This window comes from Brachyspira sp. G79, assembly GCF_002379365.1.
Lineage (GTDB): Bacteria > Spirochaetota > Brachyspiria > Brachyspirales > Brachyspiraceae > Brachyspira.
This window is the reverse complement of record NZ_JQIU01000008.1, coordinates 1,317,925-1,324,140: the sequence shown is the minus strand read 5'-3', so window position 1 is coordinate 1,324,140 and position 6,216 is coordinate 1,317,925. Positions and strand designations below refer to the sequence as shown.

The 6,216-nt window shown below is 26.2% G+C and carries 4 protein-coding genes and 1 pseudogene; all 5 read left to right on the top strand.

Annotation, left to right across the window (positions count from 1 at the left end):
- Positions 1–227 (top strand): annotated as a pseudogene (locus tag KQ44_RS14570) (cysteine protease); the annotation flags it as partial.
- A 403-nt stretch (positions 228–630) separates the two neighbouring features.
- Complete coding sequence (gene murJ / locus KQ44_RS07195; RefSeq protein ID WP_096736845.1) at positions 631–2,244, top strand: murein biosynthesis integral membrane protein MurJ; 1,614 nt, start codon at positions 631–633, stop codon at positions 2,242–2,244.
- A 79-nt stretch (positions 2,245–2,323) separates the two neighbouring features.
- Positions 2,324–5,218: a methyl-accepting chemotaxis protein gene (locus tag KQ44_RS07190; RefSeq protein WP_096736844.1), complete on the top strand. Its 2,895-nt coding sequence runs from the start codon at positions 2,324–2,326 to the stop codon at positions 5,216–5,218.
- Between the two features lie 129 nt (positions 5,219–5,347).
- Positions 5,348–5,734 (top strand): rod-binding protein, encoded by a 387-nt coding sequence (locus tag KQ44_RS07185; RefSeq protein WP_096736843.1) that lies wholly within the window; start codon positions 5,348–5,350, stop codon positions 5,732–5,734.
- 54 nt (positions 5,735–5,788) lie between these two features.
- The coding region (locus KQ44_RS07180) for a DUF2752 domain-containing protein (protein ID WP_096736842.1) at positions 5,789–6,216 on the top strand (428 nt) is incomplete at its 3' end.

Here is a 6,216-nt window from a genome sequence, read left to right as displayed (position 1 = left end):
ATATGATAAATAACATAAGGAAAAGCTATAATAACAACAATATAGATTTACTTTATACACAGCATTATCCATATAAGAATAAAAATACGATAACATTTAAAAATATAGATAATATTATACATTTATATTCATATGATAATAGTCCAAAATGGAATACTGAGTTTTGGAAAGGTGATATCGAAAATACTATTAAAGTTTTAAAAAAATATAGATTGAAAAATACATAATTAATATATTTTTATTTTAATTTAATAAAAATACTTTTTACTGTATATATTTACATATGAATATTATCAATATGTAGTATACTTATTTTAAAGCTACTTGTGATATAATTATTTTAATTGCAGTCTTTTTGCTTTTTTGTTGTATACCATAATTATTCCATTACATAGTCATAAATTATATGAAAATAAGATGGGCTTATGGTTGTCAAAGTTCTAGATATTAAATACAAAATATAACTTTATTTTTTACAAATTCGCATGTATTGTTTTTTATTATTTTTTGATTTATATTTTTATGATAGTTAATTCATACTGTTATTATATAAATAATTAGTATGTAGGTTTTATTTTATAATTTGATTTATATAATTATATAGGTGTAATAATAAATTATAGAGGAAATATGTCAGAAAATAAAAATGTAAGTAAAGAAAAAATAGCCAAATCATCATTAAAAATGTCGCTTGTAACAACAATAAGCAGAGTATTCGGACTTGTCAGAGATCAAATACAGGCGGCATTACTTGGAACTACATTTATAGCTGATGCTTTTGCTATAGGATTTATACTTCCAAATCTTTTAAGGCGTTTATTTGCTGAAGGCAATATGGTGGCAAGTTTTATACCAGTATTTACAGAGCTTGAAAAAGAAAAAGGAAAAGAGGAATCAAAAAAGTTTTTCAGAGCTGTTTTTACACTTCTTGGATTAATACTTATAGGTGTGGTTGCTATTGGTATTATAATTTCTCCTTTACTTGTTAATATACTTTATAAATCAGGCAAAGATAATATAGAAGCATTAAGTTTGGCATCTGATTTATCAAGAATAATGTTTCCATATCTTTTATTTATATCATTAGCGGCATTAATGCAGGGAGTTCTTAATATAAGAGGATATTATTCCATTTCGGCAGCAAGTCCTATACTTTTAAATACAGTTATCATATCTATGGCACTGTTTTTTTATTTTTTTATGCCTAATTTTTTCAGTAATATGGCTTATGTATTTGCATTTGCTGTATTATTAGGCGGATTTGTACAGTTTGTGTATCAAATGCCTTTTGTTCATAAGCAGGGATTTAGTTTCAAGCCTTATTTTAATTTTAAAGATCCTTATGTTATGAAAATGATAAAATTATTCGCTCCGGGTATATTTGGGGCTAGTATATATCAGATTAATTTACTTGTATCTACAGCATTTGCAGGTGCTATTGGAGAGGGTAGAGTTTCTGCTGTTACATTTGCTACTAGAATACATGAATTTGTATTGGGAGTTTTTGCTGTAAGTGTTGCAACAGTTATGCTTCCTACTTTAAGCAAACTTATAACAGACAATAAAAAAGATGAGGCTGTTGAAACTTTAGCATATTCTTTAAGACTTGTAGCATTAGTTACCATTCCAGCTACTTTTGGATTTATAGTATTAGGTAAAGAAATAGTTAGAATGATATTTGAATATGGGGCATTTTCTTCAAAATCTACATATTTAGTGTCAAGTGCTTTGAGGTATTTATCCGTTTCATTATTTTTTGTGGCAAGCTATAGAATACTTGTACAGTCATTTTATGCTATGAAAGATATGAAGACCCCAGTTTATATAGCATTTTTTACATTTATAATCAATGCAGTTAGTAATTATTTATGTGTTTATGTATTTAAATTTGATATTATTGGAATATCTATATCAAGTGTTATTGCAAATATTGTATCTTTTTGTATACTATATGTATTACTTATGAGAAAATTGGCTGTAAAGTCAATAATAAATAAAAAGCTGGAAATAGTAAAAACAATAGTATCCAGTTTATTTATGGCAGCATCTGTTTACGGAGTTAAATATTATTTATTATCAAATACGGCTGATTCTAGGATATTTTTCATATTTAAAGTATTTATAGTAATACTGTTGGGAGTTTTATCATATTCTATTATTAATATAGTGATAAGAAATGATGATTTTATATCTTTTATTAATATGTTTATAGGCAGATTATTTAGGAAGTTTGTAAGAAAATAATAAATATCACTCTCAATAATAAATCAAAAATATCCGATAAGTTAAGTAGTAATTTTTTAATAAAGATAAGGTTTTTTCTATGAGTCTAAAAAATAAGGTACTTTTATTAGTTATTATCGTTGTAATTTTGGCATTATCTCCTACAATTTTTATAAATACAAAGACTAATAAAGAAGCATTATACAATTCTGCTATGAATGTTTCACAGAATTATTTTTATGATATAGGTTCGACATTTGATAGTATATTTTCTTCAACTACAGTAGGTACAGTATCTTTAGCTGATATAGCTACAGTATCTTATGATTTGTACTCCACAGGAAGTGTTACTGATGTTGCAACCAATCTTAGAAAAGTTATTTATCGTTTTCATAAATCTCAGACAGCTTTGCATCATATTATAGCAAATGGAATATACTTTGAGCCAAATATCATAGAAAATAATCCTTATATGAGAGGTATTTATTCATTATATTTGTACGATGTAGGAAATACTGGAAATATGCAGCCTATAATAGAGAATGCAGGCGAGAACTATACTCAGGAGGAATTTTATTCTTTAGCTCTGCCAGATAACTGGAACAGAGAATCAAAAAGACCTAGAAATATTTATTATTCTTCACCTTATCTTAAAAATATTGATAAGCCTCAGAAAGTCATATCTTTTTCTTCGCCTATATATTCAAGTGTAAATGATAATCTTATAGGGGTTTCTTTATCAGACCTTTCTTTGGATATAGCTTATGAGATGCTTACAAATATAGTAAAAACAGGACCTTTTAATACAGTTATTTTTGATTCAAGAAATAAAAAGATAGTTTACCATGATAATCCTAATTATATATTAAACAGTATAGAAGATATAGAATGGATTAATAATGCTATCAATAACACCACATTTTATACTAATACAAGAATAAGAGAAAATTATCAGGTTGGAAACGAAAATTATACATTATTTTTCAGACAATTTGATAACGGATTTTATAATATATTCATGTATGTTCCTACAACATTTTTTTACAATGTACTTACTACAACCAATAATACAATATTTTTAATCTTAATAGTTGCTATACTTATTATTATAATAGTACTAAATATAACAATACCTATATCATTAAAACCTTTGGATAAGATATCTCAGGAATTAGAGTCTGGTGTATTTGATAATAATATATTTGTAAATGTAACTAAGATTAATTCTAGGGATTCTTTGGGCGATTTAAGTACTTGGATAAGAATATTTTTTGATATGGTTCAGCATGTATTTTCAAGTGTATCAAAAACGCTTAAAGTATCAAAAGAACAGAGTAATGCTTTAAAAGCTAAAATGACAGATATTTCTGAAGCAGCAGGTGCTATGACAGAAAATGTCAGTATGATAATAGATAATATATCGTCTCAGCAAACAGAGTTTAAGCATGTAGAAAGCAGTAATTTGGAAATATATAAAATCATCGCATCAAGTTTGGCACAGCTTATATCTATTGATGATATGACTAATAATCTTCAAAGTAAAATAGATGATCAGTCAGTAAGTTTAAATCAGATAAACTCTCTTACTGTAACTATGCAAAAAGATATGCAGGAGGTATCTACTTCTGTTGGAAAAGCTAAAGAAGAATCAGAACATGTTGTTTCTTTGGCACAAGATAGTAAGGATAAAATAGTAAAAACAGAAAATATTACAAAATCTTTAATATCTTCAATAAGAGGTATTACAGACTTTGTAAATTCTACTATAGATATATCTCAGCAAACTAATATGCTTGCAATGAATGCGGCTATTGAAGCAGCACATGCAGGAGAACAAGGTAAAGGTTTCGCAGTTGTTGCTGAAGAGATAAGAAAATTGGCTACTACTACAAATATGCAGTCTGAGAAGGCTTGGAAAATACTTAGAGACATAGAAAAAGAAATGAATCAAATTATGTCCAGTATGACAGAAAGAATAGTAGCAACTGAAGATATGCTTGCTAAAATGCAGAATTTTGTTAATACCATGAATAAAGTAAAAAAGGTAGCTGATGAGAAGTATGTTTCTACAAAGGAAATAAGTGTTTCTATAGAGAGTTTGTATGATGCTGTAAAAGTTATTAAAGAACAATATACCGATTTGCATGGAAGAATATCGGTTGCCAAAGATGATTTGGTTAATTTGTCTGATTTCTCTAAGAAAAATGATGAGGCTATGAAGTTAGTATCTCAGAATACGGACGATATAGTTTCCAAAACTCAGGATATGGGTAGTCAGATAGGAAATGTATTTGACCTTATAAAAGAAATAGAACAGCTTTCTACTGTTGCTAGTGATTCTGTAGATGAACTTGAAAAAGAGATGGCTAATTATGTTATTAAAGACTTTGAAGAAGTACTTAAAGAAAAAATTAAGATTATTAATGAGGGAGACAGAGCTTACAGCAGAAAACCATTTGTTCAAAGCCTTTATAAATTTGTAATTTCTTCTTTTGGTAAAGATAAATTTCAAAAGCTATTGGAAGAGATGCCTGATGAGTGCAGATATATATTTAAAGATATTACTAAAACTAAATTTAGAAAGAAATATCCTTTATCTTCTTCATTCTTTATACCTATGACTTCTATAATGGACGAGTTTTATGAAGGTGCCAGAGAGGGTATAAGGGAAAAAGCAAGATATGATTTTAAGAAATTTTCTTTCTTTACAAAAATGTTTATTAAAATATCATCTAAAAATGCTTTGGCTGATGTATTTGTTAACTTTAATAAAAAGATGTTTAAAAATATAAATATAGAAGTAGTTAAAGCTGAAAAAAGACGTATAATTTATCATTTACAGTATTTCCCTAATTATGATTCTATGATAGAAACATATTATGATGAAATGATAAAAAATATATTCAGATTTAAATATCCTAATGGTTCTAAAGTGAAAATGACAAAATCTATAAGTAAAGGATATATTTATACTGAATATATTATAACTTGGTAATATAAAAAATATAATATTAATAAAGCCTGAGTCTTAATAATTTTATAAGATTTGGGCTTTTTTTATTACTAATAGCTTTATATATTTTTCCGAAAAAATACCATATAAATTTATTATTAGGGATAAATTATGAACATAACTGATAAATATAATTTGAGTATAAATAGTGCCAACATTTCAAAATTAGAAAATACAAAAAAACAGTATGGAAATGCAAAATTTTCTATAGATGAAAATGTACAAAATAAATCTGATAATAATGCTGTATCAAAGTATGGAAAGGATTTTGAGAAAAAACGCCTAAGACAGGTTTCAGAAGATTTTGAGGCTTTAATGATTAATCAAATGCTTAAAGAAATGAGAAAAACAGTAGATAAAAGTGGTTTGATAGACGGTGGTATGGCTGAGCAAATATTTGAAGATATGCTTTATGATGAATATGCCAAAGAGTTCTCAAAAACAAAAACTTTTGGTCTAGCTGATATTATATATAATCAAATGGAAAAATATGTCTGAATATTTATTGCATTCAATTTATTAATATCTGTAACATATAATTTTTATAAAGTTATGAAGATATTAAAATTTATATTGTTGGCTTTTATAGCTTTATTTATCATTTATGACAGTAAAAATCATCTTAAATATTACAATATAGAAGTAGGAGAACTCTGCTTAATAAAAAGAACTACAGGTTTTCCTTGCCCTGCCTGCGGTATGACTAGGGCACATATAGAAGCTGTTAGATTAAATTTTAAAAAAGCATTTTATTATCACCCTTTATTTATATTACCTTCAATTATATTTGCTATAATTATATTAAGAAATAAATCAAAAACAGTAGATTATATCTATAATAATAATTATATAATATTTTCAGTTTTATTTATTTTTATTGCAGTCTATATAGTAAGATTTGTATTATTGTTTCCAGATAAAGAGCCTTTTACGTATAATTATGACAGTAATTTATATATAGTATTGAAAATTTTTAAAAA

What these genes read in the sequence shown, in the direction of transcription:
- murJ (WP_096736845.1), top strand. Translation starts at nt 631, where the DNA reads ATGTCAGAAAATAAAAATGTAAGTAAAGAAAAAATAGCCAAATCATCA.
- KQ44_RS07190 (WP_096736844.1), top strand. Translation starts at nt 2,324, where the DNA reads ATGAGTCTAAAAAATAAGGTACTTTTATTAGTTATTATCGTTGTAATT.
- KQ44_RS07185 (WP_096736843.1), top strand. Translation starts at nt 5,348, where the DNA reads ATGAACATAACTGATAAATATAATTTGAGTATAAATAGTGCCAACATT.